We start from the raw sequence: 23882 nt of genomic DNA, 5'->3' as shown, positions 1-23882 counted from the left end.
GAAAAGCACTTAAATAAGTAAAAACCTCATTTAAGTGCATTTGATTGAATCATATTAAAAGTTTTTCTCAACGTTAGTAGTGTAATTTTCGTTAGAATGATTTGCATCATTACCTACAGATGTGTTTCTGTAGTTTGCACTTCCTCTACGGTAGTGTCTATTTTGCCATTTGTCAGCAATTTCCATTGCAACATTTGACCATTGAACTACTTGAGAAATTTTATCTTCATTTTGAGAAATATTATGTGTAATTGAGTTAGTTACACGATCAACTGAACCATTTAAGTTTTGTACTGAATCACCGATGCCTTTAACACCATCGACAACAGAGTTTAAACGTTCAACTTTTCCTTGAATATCTTCAGTTAAGCGATTAGCTTTGTGAAGTAAATCAGTTGTTTCACGAGTAATACCTTGAACTTGGCCTTCAACACCATCAAGTGTTTTAGCAACGTGATCTAAATTCTTTTTAACTGAAATTAAAACAACAACGATTCCAATACATAATACTAAGAATGCAATCGCAGCGATAATTCCAGCAATTGGTAAAATCCAATCCATTAAAAACGCCTCCTAATTACCATTTACTTTTAAATAAAAAGCTATTAATTATAAATACCCAACATAATTATATATAAACATATTAAAATTCATTTGTCATGCCGACATGTTCTTCATATGCACGTTGTAACTTTTGAATGTCACCAGCACCCATGAATAAGATGACTGCATTATCAAATTGATCTAATACGTCAATATTATTTTCTTCGATAAGCGCAGATCCGTCAATACGATTTATCAAATCTTGAATCGTTAAATCGCCAGTATTTTCACGAATGGAACCAAATATTTCACATAAATAAACATGGTCCGCTTTACTTAATGATGTTGCAAATTCGTCTAAGAAGGCTTGTGTTCTTGAGAAAGTATGTGGTTGGAAAACTGCCACAATATCTTTATTTGGATATTTTTTACGTGCTGTTTCAATTGTAGCACTAATTTCTCTAGGATGGTGAGCATAATCGTCTACTAATACTTGATTAGCAACATTTGTTTCATTAAAGCGACGTTTTACACCACCAAATGTTTCTAATGCCTCTTTAATGTTGTTAACGTCCATCTTTTCTAGGTAACTAATTGCGATAACAGCTAATGCATTTTGGATATTATGATCACCGTACTGAGGTGATAAAAATTGATCATAATATTCACCATTAACATAAACATCAAATTGAGTGCCTTTATCCGTGATTTGAATGTTATCTGCGTAAATATCATCATTTTTATTTAAACCATAGTAATAAATTGGAACATCAGCTTTAAGTTGTCTTAGATGGTCGTCGTCACCCCAAGCAATAATTGCTTTTTTGACATTGTGCGCCATGCTTTGGAAAGCACTTGCTACATCATCAATATCTTTGAAGTAATCAGGATGATCAAAGTCAATATTTGTCATAATTGCATAATCTGGATGATAACTTAGGAAATGTCGACGATATTCACATGCTTCAAATGCAAAATAATCGCTCGCAGGTAATCCCATACCAGTTCCATCACCAATCAAGAATGATGTTTTTTTATCACCATTCATAACATGTGATAGTAAACCAGTTGTTGACGTTTTTCCGTGAGCACCTGTAACTGCAACAGATGTATATTGATCAATTACGTGACCTAAGAAGTCATGATAGCGAATAACATCTAATTTTAAATCATGCGCTTTAACAATTTCTTCGTGTGTATCTGGAAACGCATTACCTTGTATTACTACCATCCCTTCTTTAATATTATCTGCATTGAATGGTAGTATTTTAATTCCTTTATTTTTCAATGCTACTTCTGTAAATACATATTTTTCAATATCAGACCCTTGCACTTCATGACCAAGATCATGCATGATCTGTGCTAACGAACTCATTCCAGCGCCTTTAATACCAACAAAATGATAATGCGTCATATACATAAAACTCCTTTAAATTAATCTTTCTTTAAGTCTGCTTCAGTTATAAATACATCTCTAGGTTTAGAACCGTTTGCACCTGAAATATAATCTAATTGTTCAAGTTGATCTACAATTCGAGCTGCACGGTTATAACCAATTTGGAAATGTCTTTGAATTAATGAAGTAGATATATGTCCTTCTTTAACCATAAATTCACACACATCATCAAATAATTCATCTTGAGCTTGTGTTTGATTCTTTTTTAGTAATTCCTTTTCTTCGAATAAATAGTCAGGTTCTCTTTGATCTTTAATGAAATCAACTACATCATCAATCTCATCATCCGAAACAAAAGTACCTTGGACACGAATTGGTTTATTCATTCCGCTACCTAAATAAAGCATATCCCCATATCCTAACAAGCGTTCTGCACCGCCACTATCTAAAATCGTTCTTGAGTCAACGCTTGAAGATACCATAAATGCAATACGTGTAGGTATGTTAGCTTTTATTAAACCAGTAATGACATTCACAGAAGGTCGTTGTGTTGCAACTAACATGTGTATACCGCATGCACGAGCCTTTTGAGCTATTCGAGCAATTGATTGTTCTACTTCTTGAGGTGCCATCATCATTAAATCAGCTAACTCATCAATAACAATAACAATTTTTGGCATTCTTTGCTCATATGGTGCTTTTTTATTGAAAGCAGTAATATTTCTTACGTGGAATTGCGCAAATAATTTGTAACGTTTTTCCATTTCATCTACTGCCCATTTTAAACTTTGTGTAGCTGCCTTTACATCAGTAATAACTGGTGAAACTAAATGTGGTAAATCGTTATATGGTGCAAGTTCTACCATTTTAGGGTCAATAAGTAATAATCTTAATTCTTCAGGATGATTTTTATAAAGTAATGACATTAAAATACTATTGATACACACAGATTTACCTGAACCAGTCGCCCCTGCAATTAATGCGTGAGGTGTTTTAGCTATGTCCATCAATAATGGCTCATTATTGATTCGATTACCCATTGCTACTGTTAATTTAGACTCGGCATTTTTAAATTTAGGGCTCTCTAAAATAGATTTTAAATTGACTTTCGTAGGATTTAAATTCGGTACTTCAATACCAACTAAACTTGTTCCAGGAATTGGTGCTTCAATTCGAATATCTTTAGCAGCTAGAGCCATTTTAATATCATCTTGTAAAGCTGTAATTCTTGAAACTTTGACACCTTTTTCTACCGCCAATTCAAAACGAGTCACACTTGGTCCTTCTGTAACATTTTGAACTTCAGCAGGTACATTAAAATAATAAAAAGCGTCATTTAATTCTTGTTTTTTCTCTTCAATCCATGATTCATCTATTTCATGTTCTTCATGATCTTCTAATAAATCAAGGCTTGGTAGCTTAATATTAGGTCCTCTTCTTATTAGAGCCTTATGATTAGCGTCATTTCCATCTTTATGATTCTTTGTTGAAGAATCTTCGGAATAACCCTCTTTAGAAACAAACTCATTAATATCTAGTTTATTATCATATTGATTATTTGAATTTTGAACTTTACTAAATTGATTACCTATAGGTATTTCATTGTTTTGACTATTATCATCATCTTGATGTTCATTTTCTCTTGTGTTTTCGTCATTAATAATATTGTCTTTTTCAACTGAATGTTCGGAACTTTCATTGTATTCAAGAGATGCCACATTAAAATCAGATGATTCGTCAGAATTTAATTGTGTCTCATTTAAATGATTGTCGAATTCTGCATTCATTTCCTCATCCTGTGCTTCTTTTTTTGTTTCAGGTTTTAATTCAGGCACATTAACTTTGTTTCTTGAAACTGAATTTTTTTTAGCATCCATTATACGCTTCTTATCAGAAGGTGTCATTACAACATTAAATGGTTTACTACCTGGCTTGATTGACATTTTTTGAGGTGCTTTATTAGTTTTATTAAATGATTGTTCAGGTTTGTTATCTTCACTTAAACTATCTTTTTCAAGATGTTCTGAATCATCTGTTGTATTAGACGTAAATAATACATCTTCGTTATTATAAGACTCGTTTTGTATATCTTCTGTATGTGATAACTTTTGATCTTCTTTATTCGTATCTTGTGCCAATCTTTCATCATTTTCCTCGTCTTCATTAGTTGCGTATTCTATATCTGAAGAAACAGCATTACGAACAGCGTTATTGATATTATTTTCAGATGAATTTTGTTGATCTTCAGAGTTATTCACTTCTTCATTAAATGATAAATCATTCACTTTATCTTGCATAAGTGATTCTGATTCATTAATCTCTCTATAATTAGCATCGTCTATTTTTTCATCATTGTAATCAGCAGTTGTTTTATTACTAATACCTTCATTTTCACCATCATCCATGACTTGATCGTGTAAATCATCATCATGAAGCATATCTTCATGACTATTGGTGTCCTCTAAGTATTCATCAAATTTTTCATTTGAATAACTTTCCACTTTATTATTGTTAATTTTTGATGATTGATCTTCTGATACATTTTTAACTTGTACATCATCCTGACTAACTTGTTGGACGCTAGAAACTTTATTTAAATCAATTTCTTCATAATTGTATGGTTCATGAGATCCATTTGTAACTTCTGTTTGATTATCAACTTTATCACTATTTGTTTGTTCATCATTTTGATATTGAACTAGCCCATTATGCTCATCAGCTAATGATTTGTCCTTACTATAATAACTATGCTTGCTTTCATCGATTTCATCTTCATTCGATTTGTTGCTTACATTGTCACCTTGATTAAGTGAACTTTCACCAGTATATTGTTCTGCTTGCTTAGCATACATTTCATCGATTGCTCTTTGTATACTATCCTCTTCATCAGTTTGTTGTCGTTTATTTTGTAAGGCTTCTTTAAATTTACGCTTTTGTTGAACTTTACGCTCTCTTTCTTTTCTAATTTCCTCTACAATCTGAGATGCATAAATATTTTCAATATTCACCGTGTTATCACGTTTTGAATAATTTGGAGTACGCTCATTATTATTAGAGGTATTAGAACTTGATTCTATAGTTGATTCATTTTCATTGTTATTTGATGAATCTAATTGTGAGGAACGTTTAGTATCTTCCTTATTTGAATTGTCAGCTATACCATGATTACTTTCATGAGGAACATGTTCAACTGTGCTTGAACTATATTTTGTTGTAGACTCTTTTGAATCTTCATCATCTTTAACAGGTGGTATTACACCGTTTTCGATGGGTCTACGCTTTTTAGTTCCAAAAATAGCAGATGGTACTTCCGATGTTTTAAAACTTGAACGGTGATATGTAGGTTCAGAACTTAAATGATAATTTGATTTAAATCTCTCTGATTGTAACTTAACTCTAGATTGGTGATTAGAATTAGCTTTTGAATAATTTGAAACATTGGTACTAGAGTAATTGTTTTGATGTTTGTTAAAGCGTTGTGACTCACGTGTATCAGTATATTTATTTGATGACTTAGGACTTCTTGATTTAATAGAAGGTATACCAGTATCATCTTGATTTATATGATTTCTTCTACGTCGTCTTCTTGAATCTTCTGAACTATCATACTTAGCATAATTATTAGATTGATTTGTATGACCATCGTAATCAAATGAATCATATGAACTATGGTCATTACTAGAATGTGGTCTATAACTATCAATATCATCATTACTGTCACGATAAATTGCTTCTTCATAATTCTCGTCTTGACCCACATCGATAGGGAAACGAAACTTACCTCTTGGACGATCATATATATCGTTGTTTTCAGGAAGTAATGAATCATCTTTATTTTGAGTTAGATCGCCATTGCGACGTTTACTTTTGCGTCTGAGCAATTCTTCATCAGAATTCTCTTTATTACTAAATAAATCATCAAACCAACTCATATATTCACTTCCTTCCTATATTAATCGAAAAATGCTTGACCAATTTCATAGTCATTACTTAATACCATTATACCTTTTTCTTGAGGTGCATTTGGTAAATTTAATTCTTTCATAGAACAAATCATTCCACTAGAAGCTACACCACGTAATTCAGCATCTTTAATAACCATACCACTTGGCATTACTGCTCCTACTTTTGCGACAACCACCTTTTGGCCTGCCTCAACATTTGGTGCACCACATACGATTTGTAAATGCTCATTACCAACATTTACTTTTAAAACACTTAATTTATCAGCATCTGGGTGTTTTTCTTTAGTTTCAACATATCCCACTACAAACTTAGGAGATAGATCTGCATTTAATTGATAGTCTAATCCTGATTTATTTATGGCTTTCTGAAGTGCATCCACTAGTTCAGAAGTTAATTTAATATGTCCGTTTCCACTTATTTTGTTATATCTTGAAAATTCAAATAAATTAAAACCGACAATTGTTCCTTCCTTACTAATTTCAACAATATCGCCTTGTTTTTTATATTCAAACGGTCCATCAGTAGGTTCTATTTGTAGAAAAGCTACATCCCCTACTCCATCTTTATTGTAAAATAAATTCATTTGAAATCTCCTCTATATCAATTATTTCTTATTATTAAATCTTTTACGATTTGCTTCTAATCGTTGAATAACATTTGGATCTCGCTTTTGTTTATTATTTTTACCCAAAATGAATATAGGTTCAAAATGTCCTTTTTCATAACCAAATGATAATGATGTGATTGGAACTAATCCCTTAGTGAAGAATTCCATTGTCAAATGAGCCATTACATCATAACCAGTTTTATTGCGTATATCAGCAATAACTAAGACATCTTGATGTGGAACAGCTACTAACATTTCACCTTCACACTGTTGATAGATATCATCTAAAAATTTCGTATTCAAGATACGACTAGCATCGTACCCATCATTTGAATTTACAAAATAGAAAATGTTTCCTTTAACTTCATCTGTTTTATATTCATTTTTGAGTTTACGTATGTTGAATAATGACATTTCTTTAACTTGTTGTTCAGTTAAACCAAGTGACTCCAACATACTTTCATCAATTAGTCGGTAAGATTTACCTAAATCAAGTGCGTAATAAATATTGGTTTCAGCTGTATGCTTTTCAATAATAAAACGATGACCTTCTTTTGTTTTTTTATCAAAGCTTGTAGCACGTATGACAGGCATAATCTGGATGTTAGTCATTTTTTCAATGCTTTCATCATCCATTTGAGCGATTGCTTCTTCGACATAATAAACAATTTCATCTATTATTTTCTCTTTTTGGACTTCATATTTAGCGACAATAGCGTTTAACTTGATTGTTACACCTTTATAATTGTCTTGTCTATATATACGTAATGTTTCCTCTTCACGATCAAATTTAAAATCAACATTTAGATGCGCTAAACGTTGTTTTAATTTATCTCTTATTTGAAAAACATTCATGTTTAACACTCCTATATTCGCACCTTATGCTATTTTACAATAAATTTGTAGTCAATTACAGAAAAAATAAGTTAGAGTTTAAATTCTACTATTTTTTAAATTACTTTTTAATTAAACATATTTACTCAAGAATTCATCAATTTGTTCAATAGATTTTCGTTCTTTTCCAATATAACTACCTACTAATTCATCATTTTTATACACTAAAAAGCTTGGGATACCCATAATATCATTTTCAATAGCTAAATCTATAAATTCATCTCTATCAACTGAAACAAAATTAAAATGTTTATACTTCTCTTCTAATCGAGGTAAATCAGGTTCGATGATACGACAATCAGGACACCATCCTGCTGTAAATTCAAATACTGTGTTTTCTTTCTTAAGTGAATTAAATTGAGATTCAGATTCTAATTTTATCATTTAATCTACTCCTTAATCTTGGAATTGTAATTTGTTAATTTGTTCTATATTTAAATTTAATATAACTTGTTCAAGTAGTTGTCTAGCAGAATAGTAATCTCTAATATCAAAAACTGCATTCGTACTATGAATATATCTAGCACAAACACCAATTACTGCAGTTGGAATACCAATATTAGCTTTGTGTATTTCTCCACCATCTGTACCTCCTGGAGATATGTAGTATTGATATTTAATATGATTGTCTTCTGCTAACTTAATTAGATAATCTCTAAATTCTGGTTGTAGAATCATAGTGCCGTCTTTAATACGGATTAATGTTCCACCACCTAATTCACCTGATAATTGGTTTACACCTTTAATATCATTCGCAGGTGAACAATCTACAACCAAAGCAACGTCAGGCTGAATTAATTCAGCAGCTGGCTTAGCACCACGTAATCCTACTTCTTCTTGAACGTTAGCACCAACATATAAATCGACATCCAATTCTACATCACTCAACAATTCTAGTATTTCAATTGCAATGACACAACCATATCGATTATCCCATGCTTTAGCACTATATCGATATTCAGATAACTGCGTCAATTCAGTATTTGGAACTATTGTATCTCCTATTTCAATACCTAATTCCCTTACTTCTTTATCAGAACTTGCACCTATATCTAACAATAAATCTTTGATTTCAGGTACCGCTTCATTTCCAGTTCTAAAGTGTTTAGGTATATTAGAAACAATCCCTACAATAATGTCTCCTTTTCTATTTTTAACTTGAAGGCGTTGACCCTGCCATATATCATTTGCTACTCCTCCAAGATTGGTAAACTGTAACATACCATTTGTTGTTATATTTGTAATCATAAATCCAATCTCATCCATATGTGCAGCTATCATTACCCTCTTGGCGTTAGCTTTTTTAGATTTTTTGACTCCATAGAAACCACCCATATGATTTACAATAAATTCATCAACATATGGTGCCATTTCTTTTTTCATATAATTTCGTACGTCTTCTTCAAAACCTGGCGCACCATGTAATTCAGTTAAAGCTTTAATTCGCTCTAAAGTTTTATTCTTGTCCATCTTAACTAACACACTCCTTAAATGTATTATATCATTTTGAATATGGTACACTAATGATAAGAACTATTAATAGAGAGGTAAAGATTATGACACGTCAAACTTACAAATACATCTCAATTTCAGTTGCTTTACTTACAAGTATTGCTACCATTATATTTATCTATTTTCTTAGAGAAAAGAATAAAATCCAAAATCCTAGTAATGTTCTGAAAGAAGCCAAATCTTACTTTATGAATATTAAAGGCTCATTTATTCTTCATGAGCCGTATGTAGATGACAATTTATATCCAAACAGATTAATCTTTCAAGGTGGCATAACTCAAAGTAAGAATAATCAGCAAGTTGAATATATATTTTATGCGGATGCTAAATCGGGAGAAATCATTAATATTGTAGAATTATAATAAAGTAAATGGTAAGAGGAGTTGGAATTAAAATATGCCCGTTCCTCTTACCATTTTTATTTTACATGTAATTTCTATTATTAAAGCAAGCCTAAATCCAACATTTCACTAGTCAATCATAAACGCTTAATTGACTTCTTGATTGTTTTGCCATCAAGTTCATACTGAGCCGCGAAGAATACATTATCATGATAATACAAGAACCAATAATCTTGATAAATGTAATAGGGAATTAATCTTTCTTTTTCTCGAATGGATTGCATTGGATAATCGTCATATGCCATAACCCATAATGGATTAATATGTGCATTCGTAGGCATAATATCAGACATATGGACAGCTCTCTCTCCTTCACTTTCAATCGTAATAATTGATTGTCCATAACTATGACCACCCACATGCTTCATATGAATGCCTGGATAAACTTCAACCTCTTTATCAAAAAGTATTAATTTATTTTCATAAGTACCTCTATTGATTTCCCAATAAGTTGCCTTACTACGGATATTAGGGCTTGTAAATTCATGCCACTCGTCTTGTTGCACAAAATGAGTAGCTTTCGAAAAAATTGAGTTGCCGTCAACATCTGTTAGACCTGTGGCATGATCAAAATGCATGTGGGACATAAGTACCATATCTATATCTTCAACATTTAAATTTAATTTTTCTAGTTCATAATGTATTTGACTTTCATACGTGACACCATAATTTTTGAGTTGTTTATCAGTTAATTTATGATTACCAATTCCAGCATCAATCAAAATATTTTTATCCCCTGTTTGAATTAAAATTGGGTAAGTTAAATTTGGAACTTGGTTTTTCTCATTAACAGCATATCGTTTAGTCCATAATGGTTTAGGAACTACTCCAAATATGGCCCCACCATCCATTTGCGTCATACCACCATTTAAATAATTGATGTTAAATGCGCCTAATTTCATATTAAACACCTTCCATTTGTCTTTTTATCTATCAAGTGTTCAGATATCAATCTAACTTACAATACAATATCCACTTTAAAAATAAATAAACAGGAGTGGTACATCATTCATAATGAATCACTGTACCACTCCTGTAAGGTGATTAGAACTGAGTAAATTTTATTGTTGTTAACTTCACTATTCTATCACTAATTTAATATTTGTAACATATTATTTCAATGGTATTTATTATTGAAATTTTACTAACTAATGTTTAATAGATTTATGAAATTTCGCTTCCATACGATAAATTCTAGAACCTTTTTCAGAAAATTTCTTTTCATACTCTGTCAAAATATTATCTTCATCATCTTCGTCATGTAGATTTAGATTTAACTTCGTAAAGTACATCCCATATTGCGACATACTTTCTAAACTGAAAGCGAATAAACCTCTATTATCCGTTTTAAAATGAATTTCTCCATCTTCTTTTAAAATTTGTTGATATAAAGCTAAAAAAGTATGATATGTCAATCGACGTTTAGCATGCCTTTTCTTTGGCCAAGGATCTGAGAAATTTAAATAGATTCGAGAGACTTCACCATCATTAAAATACTCATTTAATTCTATAGCGTCATTACATATCATTTTTAAATTTGTCAGGTTTAATTCCTTCACTTTATCCAACACTTTATACATTACACTTTTCTCACGTTCCATAGAAACAAAATTTATTTCTGGGAATTTAGAAGCTAGTGTTGTTATAAATTGCCCCATACCAGATCCAATTTCTATATAAATCGGTTGCTCTTTATCAAACCACTCTGACATTTTTCCAGCATGCGCCCCATCCATATCAACTAAATTAGGATGTTCTTTTAAATAATCTTCCGCCCATGGTTTATAGCGAACTCTCATACACGAATTCTCCCTTAGATAAATAAATTACTATTCATAACCTCATTTAAGAATTTCAACCAATTATTCATATCTTTAAATCTTTTCTGTTCTTCATACCACTGAACCATTCCAATTGATTGAATTACCGTATACCATTTCATACGCTTATTTAATTCAATGCTCTCTTCTAGACCGTATGTTTTAAACCAGTCTGACCAGTTTTTTTCGGGAACGTAGTTATAAAGCAGCATTCCAATATCAATTGCAGGATCAGCAATCATTGCACCTTCCCAATCTACTAAGAACAACTCATCCCTATCAGATAATAACCAATTATTATGATTCACATCACCGTGTACAACAGTAAAAAAGCGAGAATCTAGGTTAGGTATGTGTTCTTCTAAATATGTTAATGATTTACGAATAATATGATGTGTTAATACTTCTCTTGATAATGAAGGATTAATCTTTTTTAACATAATATTAGGTGTGATTGGTTCCATTTCCATTCGTTTAAGCATATTGAGTAAAGGTTTTGAACCATGAATCTTTTTTAATAATGCAGCAACTCGTGATTGATACATTTCATCAGGTTCTAATTCTCGGCCATTTTTCCAATGTTGTGCTGTAACTACTTCACCTGTTTCAATACGTTTAGTCCAAACTAATTTAGGTACAATCCCCTCAGCTGAAAGCGCTGCTATAAATGGATTAGAATTACGCTTTAAAAATAGCTTTTGTCCATCTTGTTCAGCCATGTATGCTTCACCTGAAGCGCCACCTGCAGAATCAAGTGTCCACCCTAATTGATAAAACTGCTCCAACTCGTTCACCTCACTTTCAATTAGAAAATGGCTCGAGAAATATAGTTTTCAAGAGCCATATATTCTAATTTATTATAATCATTTGTTGGAAAATAGATTATATATTTCAAAATAGTTATGTTTTTACTTATAAGTCATAATTTTAAATAATATGTTATTGTCCCCTAACACTTATTTAAATAAATACGTCTCTTTTATCACTCAATGTTGATTTTATAATTTTTAGCCTTCTTTTTCAACTGAAAATGAGAAACAAAAAGATACATTTTACTAGTCGATACTTGCTAAAATTCGTTTCAATCTTTAGGTTTCATTATAACACATTTTCATATCTTTAAACTGAGTATTTTTAATTTAATTCATTTAATTTATTCACACTGAAAAATAAAAAAGAACGTACTAAAATTCTATCTTTTAAGAATTAGTACGATCTTCAATTTAATTATTTTAATGAATTAACTACTTCTAGATTCAATATATTTATTAAAGCCTTCTTGTAATTGACGAGTCACAGGACCTACCTTACCGTCACCAACTTGTTCACCATCAATCTTAACAACTGGTGTCACTTCAGCAGATGTACTAGAAACAATGACTTCATCGGCATTTTTTAAGAATTCAACAGTGAATGTTTCTTCTTTAAAAGGAATATCTTCATCTTCAGAAATCCATTTAATAACCTTACGAGTAATACCATTTAAAATGTAATTATTAACGGGATGCGTATAAATAGCACCATCTTTAATCGCATATACGTTACTAGAAGCGCCTTCTGTAACAATGTCTCCTCTATGTTGAATTGCTTCACCAGCATTGTATTTAACCGCATATTCCTTTGCAAGTACATTTCCTAGAAGGTTTAAACTTTTAATATCACAACGTAACCATCTAATATCTTCAACAGTAGCTGCATTAATACCATTTTCTAAATCATCATATGGACGGTCATAACTTTTAGCAAATGCCATAATAACTGGCTTTACTTCTGGAGTTGGGAACGAGTGATTTCTTGGTGCTACACCACGCGTAGCTTGAATATAGATACCACCATTTTGAATATTATTTACCTTTAATAATTCTCTAACTACATCTATTAATTCTTCGACAGTATAGCCTAAATCTAATTGAATTTCGCTTGCACTTCTAATAAATCGTTCAAAATGTTCTGTTACTGTAAATAATTTCCCATCATATGCTCTAATGTATTCATAAATTCCATCACCAAATACATAACCACGGTCTTCATAAGATACTTTAGCTTCATTTTGGTCGATAAATTCGCCGTTAATAAAAACTTTTGTCATAGATTATCCCTCCACACATAGTGAATAAATTGCTTCTAAATAGATACTTGTCGCGTTGAACAATTGTTTTTTAGTAATATACTCATTCTTTTGATGCATTAAATCCTCTGAATCTTCAAACATAGCCCCAAACGCCACACCTTTATCAAGATTTCTAGCATATGTTCCCCCACCTATTGTATATGGTTCAGACATATCACCAGTTTGATTTCTATAAGCTTTAACTAATTTTTGTACAAATGGATCATTTTTGTCTACAAAATGAGGTTGTTGAATTTTTCCTAATTCAAGGTCAAATCCATATGCTTTAATTTCTTTTGTAAATCGTTGTATTGCTTCTTCAAACTCAAATTTTTGAGGATAGCGTAAGTTTATGCCAAAACGTCCACCTTGTTTATTATCGTAAGAAATTATACCAACATTTGTTGTTACATCACCCATGACGTCTGTATGGAATTTCATACCCATTTTCTCACCAAAGTGTGATTCATGAAGATAACGATTACTAAAGTCTACAAACTCTCTTGCCGTTTGATTTAAATTTAATGTTGATAAGAAATCTAATAAATATAAACCGGCATTAACTCCTAATGAAGGGTCCATACCATGAACAGCTTTACCTTCAAGCGTTAAAACTAACTCACCACTATCAACAACACTCTCACCCTGTAATTTATGTTGGTCTAAGTAGTGTTCAAAATGTTGTACAACGTCTGTCATATTTTCTTTTACAAATACTCTAGCTTGTGCATGATCTGGCACCATATTATAACGTTGTCCAGATTCAAACGATATTAATTCATAATCTGGTTCATCTTGGTCTTCAGAAGTGCTATTTTGGACTAAATCGAAAGTTGTTATACCTTTTTCACCATGAATAGCTGGAAATTCTGCATCCGGTGCAAATCCTAATGTAGGCATTTCTTCAGTTTGGAAATATCTTTCAGTACATTTCCAATCGGATTCTTCATCGGTACCTATAATGATATGAATGCGTTTCTTCCAATCAACTTTCATATCATTTAAAATTTTAACTGCATAATAAGCAGCTATTGTAGGGCCTTTATCATCTAACGTACCTCTAGCAATAATTGCATCATCAGTTACAACTGGGTTAAATGGGTCTGAATCCCAACCATCTCCGGCGGGTACAACGTCAACGTGGCATAAAACGCCTAATACATCGTCACCCTCGCCCGCTTCAATTCTGCCTGCAATGTGATCTACATCATGGGTAGAAAAACCATCTCTTTGTGCAATTTCGTACATATAATCGAGTGCTTGTCGTGGTCCAGGACCAACTGGAGTTTCATCAGATGATTTTGAATCATCTCTGACACTCTCAATTGAAAGCAGACCTTTCAAATCATCGATAATTTGACCTTCATATTCTTGAACTTTTTCTTTCCACATTCGAGATCAACTTCCTTTTCAATAGATATACATATTATTTTACATAACTATGGCGATAAATTACAGTAAGATGTCAGAATATTTATAGATTTTATAAAAAATATTATTAACTATATTGAGTTTATACATTTGACACCCTTTTATGGAGTTATATTTAACAAGATTGTACGTTAGCATGTTTAGTAATAATTATAGTTACTTATTTTCAAACGTATCTTCTTATTAAATAAAAAAGAACCTGATACATTTTTCAATGTTCAGGTTCAAAAACATCTTAGATAAAATCAAGATTAATCTTTATCTTCTAATGCATTATTATTTTTCTTTAAGTCTTCTTCAGTGACAACTCTTAAATTGTTATTAACAGTTGCGCCACCTTCATCATCAAATTTACCTTCTTCTAATGAATCTTCTTTATTAGCATCTAAATTAGTAAATTTTGATTTTTCTTCTTCTAATGAATCTTCTTTATTAGCATCTAAATTAGTAAATTTTGATTTTTCTTCTTCTAAAAATGATTTTGGATCATTTTTTAAACGATTAGCATAGTCTTGAGGATTATTTCTAACTTCTTGAATTGTTTCATTAGCTTTAGAACTTAATTGACTTGCTAAGCCTCTTGCGTTTTCTTTGTATCCCTCTGGATCTTCTTTATATTTATTATATTGTTCTTTTAATTTATCTCTGCTTTCTTTTCGAGATAATACTACTGCTGCAGCTGCAGCGCCAACACCAGCAATTATTCTAAATAAACCTGTAGTTTTAGCCATATTAAACACCTTCTCCTTTGTTAATGCTGTAAAAGTTTTAATTCTTTATCTGAAAGTAACTTATACTCTCCAGATTTGAGATTTTCATCTAACGCCAAATTAGCGATTTTAAGACGTTTTAATTCTAATACCTCATTTTCAATGGCGTGAAACATCCTTTTAACTTGATGATATTTACCTTCATAGATAGTAACCTGTGATGTAGTTTCATTTATTCTAGTTAATTGTGCTGGTTTGACTGGACCGTCAGAAAGTATGATGCCTTTCTTAAATGCGTCAATATCAGCTTTAGTAACGGGATTTTGCGATGTCACTTCATATGTCTTAGAAACATGTTTAGAGGGACTCATTAAATCATGACTAAATTGACCATCATTAGTAATGAGTAGTAAACCTTCAGTATCCTTATCTAGCCTTCCAACAGGAAAGATATTTAGATGTTGGTATTCCGGAATTAAATCAATTACAGTACGATTTGATTCATCGTGTGTAGCTGAAATGTAACCTTTTGGCTTATTAAGCATAATATAAACATTGTTAACGAACTCAACTTGCTTTTCATTTACACAAACTATATCTTCTGTGGGGTTAATATGAGATTTAGGTGACTTCTCGACTGAGGTGTTAACTGTGACCTTTCCTTTTTTTAAAAGTTGTTTAACTTCAGTACGCGTTCCAACACCCATATTTGCTAAAAATTTATCTAATCTCATCTTAGGAATCCAACTTTTCGACGAATCTTACCAGGTAAATCCCCTAAAAACTCATCAGCTAATCTGTTCTTGATTGTAATTGTTCCATAAATCAGTCCACCAACTATAACACCTATAATTAGTATTATAAATGCACCAGATTTTCGATCTACAGAAATAAATAAGCTTAGTAAGAAGTAGACTACTTCAACACTTATCATCATGATTAAACTATAAATGAAAATTTTAGCAACTTGAACCAATGTGTCTGTAAAGTGGAACTTGGCATAAACTTTTAAAATCATTAAGTTTGCAACATTGGCAACCGTTAATGCGATTGCAGTACTTAAAACAGCTCCTGATGTATGGAATATCATAATTAAAGGAATATTTAAGATTAATTTAACAAATACTGAGCCTAAAATTACAAAAACTGTTAATTTTTGTTTGTTTATTCCTTGTAACATTGAGGCAGTAACACTCAATAAAGAAATTAATATTGCAACAGGCGCATAATAAAATAATATTTTATTACCATATGGATTGTATTGATAAAATACAGTATACAACGGTGAAGACAATGCCATTATACCTAGACTTGCCGGAACTGTTATATACATCAATACACCAATTGAAGTTTTAATTTGGCGATGCATTTCATTTAAGCGACCCTCTGCAAAAGTTTTGGTAATAAATGGTATTAAACTAACAGCAAATCCAGCAGCTAAAGATGTTGGAATCATAACAATTTTATTTGTTGTAAAGTTTAAAATTGTAAAGAAATAGTCCTTATTCGCATGAAACCCTGCTGCATCTAGCGCGTTATTATGTGTGAATTGATCCACTAAATTAAATAGAGGAAAGTTCAAACTTACAATAACAAATGGAATACTATATGAAATAATTTCTTTATACATTTTTGTGTATGGCACGTCCAAACCGGTATGATCAAAAGCTACCATTTTTTGAATATGTGGTTTACGTTTACGCCAGTAATACCAAAGCGTTAACAAACCAGCAATTGCACCTATAGCAGCTGCAAATGTTGCTATACCATTTGCTTGTAGATAAGAACCATGAAAAACATTTAATACTAAAAAACTACCTATAAGAATAAAAACTATTCTAGCAATTTGTTCTGTTACTTCTGAAACTGCTGTAGGACCCATAGATTCATAACCTTGAAATACTCCACGCCAAGTAGCAAGTAATGGTATAAACATAACTACCATACTAATAACTCGGATAATCCATGTGATATCATCGATTGTCCAACCGCCTTTACCTTCTTTACGTCCTAACGTTAAAGCAGCGATGTCTGGTGCTAAGAAGAATAATATTAAAAATCCAATTATTCCAGAAATGGACATCACTATAAAACTCGATTTATACAATTTTTGTCCGACTTTATACGCACCTAAAGCATTATATTTAGCTACAAATTTTGAAGCAGCTAACGGTATGCCTGCGGTTGCTACAGCAATTGCAATATTATATGGAACATAAGCATAGTTGAATGGTGCTAACTTTTCTTCCGCATTTGCACCCATAATGGCATAAAAAGGAATTACAAAAAGTACACCTAAAATTTTAGTAATAAGAATACTTAATGTAATGAGAAAGGTACCTCTTACCATTTCCTTATTTTCACTCATATTTAATCTTCCTGCCTTTTTAATAATCAAATTATTTAATTTAAAACCTGTAATTTTTAAGGGCTTGCATTACTATAAAATATATCACAAAATACTAATTGTTTACTAATTACTTTAATAGTTTTGCTAAATTTAAGTTTAAACCCATAATAAATCAAGATATATAATTGATTAATGATGAACCAATCTTAAATTATAACTAAATTTATTGAGAATTCAAACGTATTTTAATTTATAATAAGAGAACTATGATTAACAAATGGAGGTTACTCTATGTATCAAACGATTATTATAGGTGGTGGACCTAGTGGGCTTATGGCAGCCGTTGCTGCATCAGAACAAAGTCAAAATGTACTTTTATTGGAGAAGAAAAAAGGTCTAGGTAGAAAACTTAAAATTTCAGGTGGTGGTAGATGTAATGTTACAAATCGTTTACCTTATGCAGAAATAATAAAAAATATCCCTGGTAATGGAAAATTTTTATATAGCCCCTTTTCAGTGTTTGATAATGAATCGATAATCGACTTCTTTGAATCTAGAGGTGTCAAATTAAAAGAAGAAGACCATGGACGTATGTTCCCTGTCTCAAATAAATCTCAAGATGTAGTTGATACACTTGTAAATACCATTAAACAAAATAAAGTTGACATAAAAGAGGAAACTATCGTCAATGATATTAATGTAGAAGATAACGGGACTTTTAGCGTTATAACTGATAAAGGTATTTTTTCAAGTAAAAGTGTCATTATTGCAACTGGTGGAACTAGTGTGCCTCAAACAGGTTCAACGGGTGATGGCTATAAGTTTGCTCAAAAATTAGGACATAGTATCACTGAACTCTTCCCTACTGAAGTCCCTATAACTTCAGCAGAGGCCTTTATTAAATCTAAAGAACTTAAAGGTTTAAGCCTAAAAGACGTAGAATTATCTGTACTTAAGAAAAATGGTAAAAAAAGAATAAGTCATAAAATGGATATGATATTCACTCATTTTGGTATAAGTGGTCCTGCAGCGCTAAGATGTAGTCAATTTGTTTATAAAGAACAAAAAAGCCAAAATAAAAAAGAGATTAAAATGCAATTAGATGTGTTTCCAGAATTTAAAAATCACCTATTAGAAGAGAAGATAACATCCATCTTAAGTGAAGAACCTGACAAATATATAAAAAATAGTTTGAGAAGATTAATAGAAGAAAGGTATCTTCTATTTATGCTAAAACAAGCTCAAATTGATGAAAATACTACTTTTCATCATTTATCAAATCAGCAACTTAAACAATTAGTTGAATGCTTTAAAGCGTTTACTTTTGAAGTTAATGGTACACTACCAATTGATAAAGCGTTTGTAACTGGTGGTGGTGTAAGTTTAAAAGAAATTTGGCCAAAAACGATGATGTCTAAAATTCAACCAGGACTATTTTTATGTGGTGAAGTCTTAGATATTCACGGTTATACTGGAGGATATAATATCACAAGTGCGTTAGTTACCGGCCATGTAGCGGGAAATGAAGCAGCCATATTTCAAATAGAATAAAAGAACTTCCTTCAAACATATTGGTATTCAAAATGTTTGAAGGAAGTTTTATTAAACTTTAATTTGATTGTCAAAAATAGTGCAATTCAATCTTATTTAGCATTTTTTCTTCGTTTTGATATTAATAGCAAGAATAATCCACTTATTAAGGATAGTTGAGTTAATGGTACGACGTTATATGTCATATTCACACCTGTATTAGGCAGTTGTGTGCTTCCATTAAACTTAGTTACTTCTAATTTAGAATTTACTTTTTCTTTTTTATTTTTAGATTCTTCTTTTTGTATTTCATTCTCTTTTTCAGTACTTTGCACAATATTAAATTTAATATTATTAAGTTTAACCTTTGTTTCTTCAACAATTTGCTTTAATAGAATATCATGTTTAGCTTTAGCAACTTGTTGTAATGAACTTTTAACAATATCATCTATAAGTGCTTTTAACTTATTCTTTTCTTCATTAGAAATATTTTGAGAATTTTCTATATTTCTTTTTGCTTCACTTGCCTTATTTAAAATTATTTTTTTAGCATTTAGTTTAGCTTTAGCTATAGTATTTGTTTCTGAAATTAACTTACTATATTTATCATCAATATTATTTACTTCACTATTACTTTTTGCTTTTTTGATTGCTGTGTAAGCTTTATTTATAATTTGATCAATCTTATGTTTAGCACGCGATTTTTCTTCATCAGTTGCAAATTGATTTGAATCAATTTTTGCTTTTTGTTTTGTTGCAATATCCATAAGATGTTTGAGCGCTTTTTCTTTCGCAATAACTGTAGTATGAACATTTTTAATTTGCAATTCACCTTTATTTAAAGACTCGTCGACTTCGTTATTGTTTAAAGATTTATCAATATTTTCTTTCGCAATTCTAACTGCTTCATTAACTTTGGCTTTGGCTACTGATTTTTCTTTATCTGTCGCATTTGGTGTTTGATCGATTTCAGTTTTTTTAGCTTGCGCTGCATTATCAATCGCTTTTTTTGCTTCGTCTTTCTTAACAACCGTTGGTTGGACGTGATTAATTACTTCTACGCCATTTGTTTTAGCAATGTCTATACCAGTATTGTTTGTTGCTTGGTCTATTGCCGTTTTCGCATTGGTTGCTGCTTCATCGACTTTCGTTTTTGCCTCTGCTTTTTCTTCATCTGTCGCATTTGGTGTTTGATCAATTTCAATTCTCTTAGCTTCAGCGGCTTTGTCGATTGCTGCTTTTGCTTCGTCTTTCTTAACTACCGTTGGTTGGATATTGTTGACTGCTTTTACACCGTTTGTTTTCGCAGTTTCTACACCAGCATTGTTTGTTGCTTGGTCTATTGCTTTCTTCACTTCTGTTACTGCACCATCGACTTTCGCTTTTGCCTCTGCTTTCTCCTCATCCGTCGCGTTAGGCGTTTGATCAATTTCCGCTTTCTTCGCTTCGGCTGCTTTGTCAATCGCTTTTTTTGCTTCGTCCTTCTTAACAACCGTTGGTTGGATATTGTTGATTGCTTCTATGCCGTTTGTTTTGGCAGTCTCTACACCAGCATTGTATGTTGATTGGTCTATTGACACTTTCGCATTGTTTGCTGTTTCATCGATTTTTGATTTTGCCACTGCTTTTTCTTCTTCTGTCGCATTTGGTGTTTGATCAATTTCCGCTTTCTTCGCTTCGGCTGCTTTGTCAATCGCTTTTTTTGCTTCGTCCTTCTTAACAACCGTTGGTTGCACTTGATTGATTGCTTCTACACCGTTTGTTTTCGCAGTATCTACACCAGCATTGTTTGTTGCTTGGTCTATTGCTTTCTTCGCTTCGGTTACTGCATCATCGACCTTAGCTTTTGCCGCTACTTTTTCTTCTTCTGTCGCATTTAGCGTTTGATCGATTTCTGCTTTTTTAGTTCTAGCTGCATTATCAATCGCTTTTTTTGCTTCATCTTTTTTAACAACCGTCGGTTGGACGTGATTAATTGCTTCTATACCGTTTGTTTTCGCAGTATCTACACCAGCATTGTTTGTTGCTTGGTCTATTGCTTTCTTCGCTACTGTTACTGCATCATCGACCTTAGCTTTTGCCGCTACTTTTTCTTCTTCTGTCGCATTTGACGTTTGATCGATTTCTGCTTTTTTAGTTCTAGCTGCATTATCAATCTCTGTTTTCGCTTCATCTTTCTTAACGACCGTTGGTTGGATATTGTTGATTGCTTCTACGCCACTTGTTTTCGCAGTTTCTACACCATTGTCATTTGTTGCTTGGTCTATTGCTTTCTTCACTTCTGTTACTGCATCATCGACCTTAGCTTTTGCCGCTACTTTTTCTTCTTCTGTCGTATTTAGCGTTTGATCGATTTCTGCTTTTTTAGTTCTAGCTGCATTATCAATCGCTACTTTTGCTTCATCTTTTTTAACAACTGTCGGTTGGATGTGATTGATTACTTCTACACCGTTTGTTTTCGCAGTTTCTACACCAGTGTTATTTGTCGCTTGGTCTATTGACGTTTTCGCATTGTTTGCTGCTTCATCAACTTTCGCTTTTGCCTCTGCTTTCTCCTCATCCGTCGAGTTAGGCGTTTGATCGATTTCAGTTTTTTTAGTTCTAGCTGCATTATCAATCACTGCTTTTGCTTCATCTTTTTTAACAACCCTCGGTTGGATGTGATTGATTGCATCTAAACCATTTGTTTTTGCGTTATCTACACCGGTGTTATTTGTTGCTTGGTCTATTGCTTTCTTCGCTTTTGTTACTGCATCATCGACCTTAGCTTTTGCCGCTGCTTTCTCTTCGTCCGTAGCATTAAGCGTTTGATCAATTTCAGTTTTCTTAGCTTCGGCTACTTTGTCAATCGCCGCCTTTGCTTCGTCTTTCTTAACAACCATTGGTTGGACGTGATTGATTGCTTCTACTCCATTTGTTTTTGCGTTATCTACACCCGCATTATTTGTTGCTTGGTCTATCGCACTCTTGGCTGCTGTTAATGCTTCATCAACTTTCGCTTTCGCTGCTGCTTTTTCTTCTTCTGTCGCATTTGGTGTTTGATCGATTTCTACTTTTTTAGATTGTGCAACATTATCAATTGCTGTTTTTGCTTCATCTTTCTTAACAACCGTTGGTTGGACGTTATTGTTTGCTTCTACTCCACTTGTTTTGGAAGTCTCTACACCAGCATTGTTTGTTGCTTGATCAATTGATGCTTTCGCATTATTTGCTACTTCATCGACCTTAGATTTTGCCGCTGCTTTTTCTTCTTCTGTCGCATTTGGTGTTTGATCGATTTCAGTTTTCTTAGCTTGCGCTGCATTATCAATCGCTGCTTTCGCTTCGTCTTTCTTAACAACCGTCGGTTGGACGTTATTGATTGCTTCTATACCGTTTGCTTTCGCAGTCTCTACACCAATGTTATTTGTCACTTGATCTATTGACGCTTTCGCATTATTTGCTGCTTCATCGACTTTTGATTTTGCTGCTTCTTTTTCTTCATCTGTCGCGTTTGGTGTTTGATCAATCTCTGCTTTCTTAGCTTCAGCCGCTTTGTTAATCGCTGTTTTCGCTTCGTCTTTCTTAACAACCGTCGGTTGGACGTTATTGATTGCTTCTACTCCATTTGTTTTTGCTGTATCTACGCTAGCGTTATTTGTAGCTTGATCTATTGCGTTCTTGGCTGCTGTTAATGCTTCATCGACTTTTGATTTTGCCTCTGCTTTCTCTTCATCCGTAGCATTGAACGTTTGATCTATTTCTGCTTTCTTAGCTTCGGCTACTTTGTCAATCGCCGCTTTCGCTTCGTCTTTCTTAACAACTGTTGGTTGGACGTGATTTATCGTATCTGTACCATTTGATTTTGCAGTTTCTACGCCACTGTTATTTGTTGCTTGGTCTATTGCTTTCTTCGCTTCTGTTACTGCTACATCAACTTTCGCTTTCGCTGCTACTTTTTCTTCTTCTGTCGCATTTGGCGTTTGATCGATTTTTGCTTTTTTAGTTCTAGCTGCATTATCAATCTCTGTTTTTGCTTCATCTTTTTTAACTACCGTTGGTTGGACGTGATTTATCGCCTCTGTACCATTTGATTTTGCGTTATCTACACCGGTGTTATTTGTTGCTTGGTCTATTGCTTTCTTCGCTTCTATTACTGCATCATCGACCTTAGCTTTTGCCGCTACTTTTTCTTCTTCTGTCGCATTAGGCGTTTGATCGATTTCTGTTTTTTAGTTCTAGCTGCATTATCAATCTCTGTTTTCGCTTCATCTTTCTTAACGACCGTTGGTTGGATATTGTTGATTGCTTCTACGCCACTTGTTTTCGCAGTGTCTACACCATTGTCATTTGTTGCTTGGTCTATCGCTTTCTTCGCATTATTTACTGCTTCATCAACTTTCGCTTTCGCTGCTTATTTTTCTTCATCTGTCGCATTTGGCGTTTGGACAATTTCCGCTTTCTTAGCTTCAGCAACTTTGTCAATTGCTGCTTTTGCTTCATCTTTTTTAACAACTGTCGGTTGGACGTGATTAATTGCTTCTATACCGTTTGCTTTCGCAGTATCTACACTGGCATTATTTGTTGCTTGGTTTATTGCCGTTTTCGCATTATTTACTGCTTCATCTACTTT

At 32.5% G+C, this 23882-nt stretch carries 18 protein-coding genes and 1 pseudogene; 2 read left to right on the top strand and 17 right to left on the bottom strand.

From position 1 onward, the window contains the following. Positions 1-54: 54 nt before the first annotated feature. From SBL16_RS03585 to SBL16_RS03555, 7 genes are all read right to left on the bottom strand, one after another. Positions 55-561 carry a DUF948 domain-containing protein gene (locus tag SBL16_RS03585; protein WP_011275484.1) on the bottom strand — a complete coding sequence of 169 codons (507 nt, stop codon included), beginning with the start codon at positions 559-561 and terminating at the stop codon, positions 55-57. A gap of 82 nt (positions 562-643) precedes the next feature. Then, a complete protein-coding gene (gene murC / locus SBL16_RS03580) occupies positions 644-1957 on the bottom strand; it encodes a UDP-N-acetylmuramate--L-alanine ligase (RefSeq protein ID WP_011275483.1) in 1314 nt (437 codons plus the stop codon). 20 nt (positions 1958-1977) lie between these two features. Then, the gene (locus SBL16_RS03575) at positions 1978-5871 is read right to left on the bottom strand and encodes a DNA translocase FtsK (RefSeq protein WP_119472279.1); all 3894 of its coding nucleotides are present in this window, start codon (positions 5869-5871) and stop codon (positions 1978-1980) included. Positions 5872-5891: 20 nt separating this feature from the next. Beyond that, positions 5892-6488: a YtpR family tRNA-binding protein gene (gene ytpR / locus SBL16_RS03570; protein ID WP_107611766.1), complete on the bottom strand. Its 597-nt coding sequence runs from the start codon at positions 6486-6488 to the stop codon at positions 5892-5894. A gap of 21 nt (positions 6489-6509) precedes the next feature. Beyond that, the gene (locus SBL16_RS03565; protein WP_033080129.1) at positions 6510-7367 is read right to left on the bottom strand and encodes a DUF1444 domain-containing protein; all 858 of its coding nucleotides are present in this window, start codon (positions 7365-7367) and stop codon (positions 6510-6512) included. A gap of 111 nt (positions 7368-7478) precedes the next feature. Beyond that, positions 7479-7790, bottom strand: a complete 312-nt coding sequence (locus SBL16_RS03560) for a thioredoxin family protein (protein ID WP_070440099.1) — start codon at positions 7788-7790, stop codon at positions 7479-7481. Between the two features lie 12 nt (positions 7791-7802). Continuing rightward, on the bottom strand, positions 7803-8876 hold the full coding sequence (locus SBL16_RS03555; protein ID WP_107611767.1) for a M42 family metallopeptidase: 1074 nt from the start codon (positions 8874-8876) through the stop codon (positions 7803-7805). A gap of 86 nt (positions 8877-8962) precedes the next feature. Here SBL16_RS03555 and SBL16_RS03550 point away from each other — a divergent pair, with 86 nt between their 5' ends. Continuing rightward, the gene (locus SBL16_RS03550; RefSeq protein WP_107611768.1) at positions 8963-9280 is read left to right on the top strand and encodes a hypothetical protein; all 318 of its coding nucleotides are present in this window, start codon (positions 8963-8965) and stop codon (positions 9278-9280) included. A 116-nt stretch (positions 9281-9396) separates the two neighbouring features. On the opposite strand, the gene SBL16_RS03545 is transcribed toward SBL16_RS03550, so the two are convergent. The 8 genes from SBL16_RS03545 to SBL16_RS03510 form a co-directional block, all read right to left on the bottom strand. Then, complete coding sequence (locus SBL16_RS03545) at positions 9397-10221, bottom strand: YtnP family quorum-quenching lactonase (protein WP_107611769.1); 825 nt, start codon at positions 10219-10221, stop codon at positions 9397-9399. A 246-nt stretch (positions 10222-10467) separates the two neighbouring features. Next, positions 10468-11118: a tRNA (guanosine(46)-N7)-methyltransferase TrmB gene (trmB, locus tag SBL16_RS03540; RefSeq protein ID WP_107611770.1), complete on the bottom strand. Its 651-nt coding sequence runs from the start codon at positions 11116-11118 to the stop codon at positions 10468-10470. A 14-nt stretch (positions 11119-11132) separates the two neighbouring features. After that, a complete protein-coding gene (locus tag SBL16_RS03535; protein WP_107611771.1) occupies positions 11133-11924 on the bottom strand; it encodes a phosphotransferase family protein in 792 nt (263 codons plus the stop codon). A 455-nt stretch (positions 11925-12379) separates the two neighbouring features. Then, on the bottom strand, positions 12380-13228 hold the full coding sequence (gene dat / locus SBL16_RS03530) for a D-amino-acid transaminase (RefSeq protein ID WP_107613584.1): 849 nt from the start codon (positions 13226-13228) through the stop codon (positions 12380-12382). Positions 13229-13231: 3 nt separating this feature from the next. Beyond that, positions 13232-14641 (bottom strand): dipeptidase PepV, encoded by a 1410-nt coding sequence (gene pepV / locus SBL16_RS03525; RefSeq protein ID WP_317952737.1) that lies wholly within the window; start codon positions 14639-14641, stop codon positions 13232-13234. Positions 14642-14931: 290 nt separating this feature from the next. Further along, positions 14932-15411, bottom strand: coding sequence for a YtxH domain-containing protein (locus SBL16_RS03520; RefSeq protein WP_317952735.1), 480 nt, complete (start codon positions 15409-15411; stop codon positions 14932-14934). Between the two features lie 20 nt (positions 15412-15431). After that, entirely contained in the window at positions 15432-16124 is a 693-nt protein-coding gene (locus tag SBL16_RS03515; RefSeq protein WP_037536906.1) for a pseudouridine synthase, read from the bottom strand. Then, a complete protein-coding gene (locus SBL16_RS03510; protein WP_107611774.1) occupies positions 16121-17758 on the bottom strand; it encodes a polysaccharide biosynthesis protein in 1638 nt (545 codons plus the stop codon). Before SBL16_RS03510 ends, SBL16_RS03515 begins: the two co-directional genes overlap by 4 nt. A gap of 273 nt (positions 17759-18031) precedes the next feature. Between SBL16_RS03510 and SBL16_RS03505 the strand changes: the two genes are divergently transcribed. Next, on the top strand, positions 18032-19291 hold the full coding sequence (locus SBL16_RS03505; protein ID WP_107611775.1) for an NAD(P)/FAD-dependent oxidoreductase: 1260 nt from the start codon (positions 18032-18034) through the stop codon (positions 19289-19291). Between the two features lie 92 nt (positions 19292-19383). Here the strand turns inward: SBL16_RS03505 and SBL16_RS03500 are convergent, their stop codons facing one another. Further along, positions 19384-23472 carry a DUF1542 domain-containing protein gene (locus SBL16_RS03500; protein WP_411861522.1) on the bottom strand — a complete coding sequence of 1363 codons (4089 nt, stop codon included), beginning with the start codon at positions 23470-23472 and terminating at the stop codon, positions 19384-19386. After that, positions 23433-23846: pseudogene (locus SBL16_RS12175) on the bottom strand (DUF1542 domain-containing protein). Before SBL16_RS12175 ends, SBL16_RS03500 begins: the two are co-directional and overlap by 40 nt. Positions 23847-23882 lie beyond the last annotated feature (36 nt).

Source organism: Staphylococcus sp. NWU MK-U1 (assembly GCF_033283505.1).
Classification (GTDB): Bacteria; Bacillota; Bacilli; order Staphylococcales; family Staphylococcaceae; genus Staphylococcus; species Staphylococcus haemolyticus.
Note: the sequence above shows the minus strand (reverse complement) of the source record. Positions and strands in the feature narration are given on the sequence as shown.

What these genes read in the sequence shown, in the direction of transcription:
- SBL16_RS03585 (WP_011275484.1), bottom strand. Translation starts at nt 561, where the DNA reads ATGGATTGGATTTTACCAATTGCTGGAATTATCGCTGCGATTGCATTC.
- murC (WP_011275483.1), bottom strand. Translation starts at nt 1,957, where the DNA reads ATGACGCATTATCATTTTGTTGGTATTAAAGGCGCTGGAATGAGTTCG.
- SBL16_RS03575 (WP_119472279.1), bottom strand. Translation starts at nt 5,871, where the DNA reads ATGAGTTGGTTTGATGATTTATTTAGTAATAAAGAGAATTCTGATGAA.
- ytpR (WP_107611766.1), bottom strand. Translation starts at nt 6,488, where the DNA reads ATGAATTTATTTTACAATAAAGATGGAGTAGGGGATGTAGCTTTTCTA.
- SBL16_RS03565 (WP_033080129.1), bottom strand. Translation starts at nt 7,367, where the DNA reads ATGAATGTTTTTCAAATAAGAGATAAATTAAAACAACGTTTAGCGCAT.
- SBL16_RS03560 (WP_070440099.1), bottom strand. Translation starts at nt 7,790, where the DNA reads ATGATAAAATTAGAATCTGAATCTCAATTTAATTCACTTAAGAAAGAA.
- SBL16_RS03555 (WP_107611767.1), bottom strand. Translation starts at nt 8,876, where the DNA reads ATGGACAAGAATAAAACTTTAGAGCGAATTAAAGCTTTAACTGAATTA.
- SBL16_RS03550 (WP_107611768.1), top strand. Translation starts at nt 8,963, where the DNA reads ATGACACGTCAAACTTACAAATACATCTCAATTTCAGTTGCTTTACTT.
- SBL16_RS03545 (WP_107611769.1), bottom strand. Translation starts at nt 10,221, where the DNA reads ATGAAATTAGGCGCATTTAACATCAATTATTTAAATGGTGGTATGACG.
- trmB (WP_107611770.1), bottom strand. Translation starts at nt 11,118, where the DNA reads ATGAGAGTTCGCTATAAACCATGGGCGGAAGATTATTTAAAAGAACAT.
- dat (WP_107613584.1), bottom strand. Translation starts at nt 13,228, where the DNA reads ATGACAAAAGTTTTTATTAACGGCGAATTTATCGACCAAAATGAAGCT.
- pepV (WP_317952737.1), bottom strand. Translation starts at nt 14,641, where the DNA reads ATGTGGAAAGAAAAAGTTCAAGAATATGAAGGTCAAATTATCGATGAT.
- SBL16_RS03520 (WP_317952735.1), bottom strand. Translation starts at nt 15,411, where the DNA reads ATGGCTAAAACTACAGGTTTATTTAGAATAATTGCTGGTGTTGGCGCT.
- SBL16_RS03515 (WP_037536906.1), bottom strand. Translation starts at nt 16,124, where the DNA reads ATGAGATTAGATAAATTTTTAGCAAATATGGGTGTTGGAACGCGTACT.
- SBL16_RS03510 (WP_107611774.1), bottom strand. Translation starts at nt 17,758, where the DNA reads ATGAGTGAAAATAAGGAAATGGTAAGAGGTACCTTTCTCATTACATTA.
- SBL16_RS03505 (WP_107611775.1), top strand. Translation starts at nt 18,032, where the DNA reads ATGTATCAAACGATTATTATAGGTGGTGGACCTAGTGGGCTTATGGCA.